Raw genomic sequence first — 2,285 nt, 5'->3', positions numbered from 1 at the left:
TTCCAGTATGACGGTTATGTAGGCCATATGGTGCCGAACAGCCCCGTCTTCACCTTTCCCGCCAGCCAAGTCCTGAGCGTGGTCGACCGGGGATCCCACTGGATTAGGACCAACGAGGTGTCCACGATGTACGGAAGCTCTGGTCTGCCACCTCAGACCGACCGCAAGATTACGATAAGTGGAAAGCACCATGTCGGTGGAGTCTGGCTGCCACCGTCAGTGCTCACAACGCTCCGCGTTGACCAAGTCCGAGATTCCGATCCGGCTACGGGCTGCCAGACTCGCGTATGCTTCAACGGACCTTTGCCCGACGGAAGGCGAGTCACTGGTATTTCCGAGATCACCTCGTCTTTTGGGTATGAGTACTACTACCTACAAGATACCGGCATGCTCGTATCCACACGTTGCTGGTACAACACGACACCAGGTATGACCTATGTCAGTGAGCTACACTTGAAAGGGTATCAATAGATGATATCCCGGGACCGGACTGAGAGTAGTGTCGATGGGCTGGGGATCACATATGCGGAAAGCCCAGTGAGAAATCGGGTAGGAGGGGGCGGTTAGCCCCCCTCCCCCTCCTGCCACACGACCGTACGTACCGTTGAGACCAGCGGCCACATCGGCGCCTTTCACTCCTGATGTGTTTACGCACTCCTTCACGGTGGCGGGGGCGGTCTTAGCCTCCGAAACTCCAATGTCCACTCCGACCAGGAAGGGACCTTTCACGACAACCCCTCGCCTGCTTTCGGAGAGGCCCTTTGCGAGTCGAGGACCACCGTCTGTCCACCCCTCTGGAGCACCAGTTTCATCATGCCACACGCCTCTATGGTGCCATAATCGTGCCCTGCATCCGCCGGGTACACGCCGATGAATATGAAGGGGCCGGACCCGGTGTTGACCGTCCTGTGAGCCCAGAACGGAGGTATGTAGGACATGGATCCGGGGTACATGTCGAGGACGGTGGAGTCTCCGTGCGGATTCTCAAGCACGAGCATCCCGCGCCCGCCGACGCACAAATACACTTCTGACGTGCCCCGCTTCGCGTGATAGTGCCCCTTTGTCATATAGAACTCATCGCCCACTTTGCCCGGGTATATCACGCTCGTGCAGTAGATCAGATCGCCTTCGCGCTCAGGGGGAGTTGAGGTGTAGACCTCGTAGACCAGGGAATCCTCCTTTTCGAGGCATGCCAGGTATGCCTTCTCGTCTGCGAACACGCCCTTCATCTGACTCAGTCTTCTCTCGATCTTGCCGTCCGCAGGGAGCATTACGCCTGTCTCGAAGTCGATCATGGCGTTGAAAGGCCAGTCGTATCTCTTCAAAGGCACCACCTTCCATCGGCCGGGAAGCCAGACATAACATAAAAAGAAAGCCGGTTTGGACTCAGGGTCTCATCACGATTCTCATATGCGTTAAGGACCGCTTCGACCACGCACCTGCCATCACCTCCCCGCAGAGAACTGACCCGATACCGAGAGCATGTGTCCTGCACTAAACCTCCATTTCGATGGCCCTGAGCCTCTCTATGCTTTCCCTCGCGTACACATCCCGAAGATCCTTGAACCTCTGCATCCTGGCGGCCATGTACGGATCTGGAACGGGGGGCAGTGGCTCCAGAGCAAGCGCCCTTTCGTACCCGATCTGTTTGAGCGACCGCATGAGAGCGCGAAAGTCGAAGTGGCCTCTCCCGACCGACTGCCGGTTGCTGTCGGCTATGTGAACGTTAATGAGGAGATCCTCCGCCTCCAAAACGGCGCCCGCGGGATCGCTCTCCTCGATGTTCATGTGGAAGGTGTCAAGGTGAAGCTTGACAGCGGGCGAGTCGACGTCCGATACGAATTTCAGCCCGTCCCGGACGTTTGTGACCAGGGAAGTCTCATACCTAATCACGGGGTCAGGGTTTGCGAGGTCGCGGCTGTCCGTAGGCCAGGGGTACATGTCGGCAATGGACAGCATACTTTGGCCGTGTTCCTGGCACAGCCGGTTCACCACGCATGGGTCGTACACCCGGGGTTCGCCCATGAGTTGGACTCCGTCGTACCCGTACCGGCTAAGCCTCGCGAGCGTAGCCTCGAGAGACTCGTCGCCGTAGATCCAGTTGCTCACCGAGTATTTCACAGCCGACACCTCCCAAGAAACCTGATCTCTTCTGAGTATCTAGCCGAGTTATCACCCAGAAGTCTCCGGGACGGCACCTCGTTATGCGGGTCCTCTGTGTGGTTTCCGCCAGACCGCCTCCACTGAATGTTGATTTTTGTTACGCCTCACATTGCGCCACGTTA

The 2,285-nt window shown here is 57.5% G+C and carries 3 protein-coding genes; 1 reads left to right on the top strand and 2 read right to left on the bottom strand.

Features of this window, described 5'->3' with window-relative positions:
- The coding region (locus NUW23_09690) for a hypothetical protein (protein ID MCR4426445.1) at positions 1 to 471 on the top strand (471 nt) is incomplete at its 5' end.
- A 254-nt stretch (positions 472 to 725) separates the two neighbouring features.
- Here NUW23_09690 and NUW23_09685 read toward each other — a convergent pair.
- Together NUW23_09685 and NUW23_09680 are read right to left on the bottom strand one after the other, a co-directional pair.
- On the bottom strand, positions 726 to 1,295 hold the full coding sequence (locus NUW23_09685) for a glucose-6-phosphate isomerase (protein ID MCR4426444.1): 570 nt from the start codon (positions 1,293 to 1,295) through the stop codon (positions 726 to 728).
- 199 nt (positions 1,296 to 1,494) lie between these two features.
- Positions 1,495 to 2,121, bottom strand: coding sequence for a sugar phosphate isomerase/epimerase (locus tag NUW23_09680; GenBank protein MCR4426443.1), 627 nt, complete (start codon positions 2,119 to 2,121; stop codon positions 1,495 to 1,497).
- Positions 2,122 to 2,285: the final 164 nt, after the last annotated feature.

This window comes from Bacillota bacterium, assembly GCA_024655925.1.
Lineage (GTDB): Bacteria > Bacillota > DTU025 > DTU025 > JANLFS01 > JANLFS01.
This window is presented reverse-complemented; position numbering and strand designations above follow the sequence as displayed.

Coding starts and splice junctions, on each gene's coding strand:
- NUW23_09685 (MCR4426444.1), bottom strand. CDS start 1,295: ATGATCGACTTCGAGACAGGCGTAATGCTCCCTGCGGACGGCAAGATC.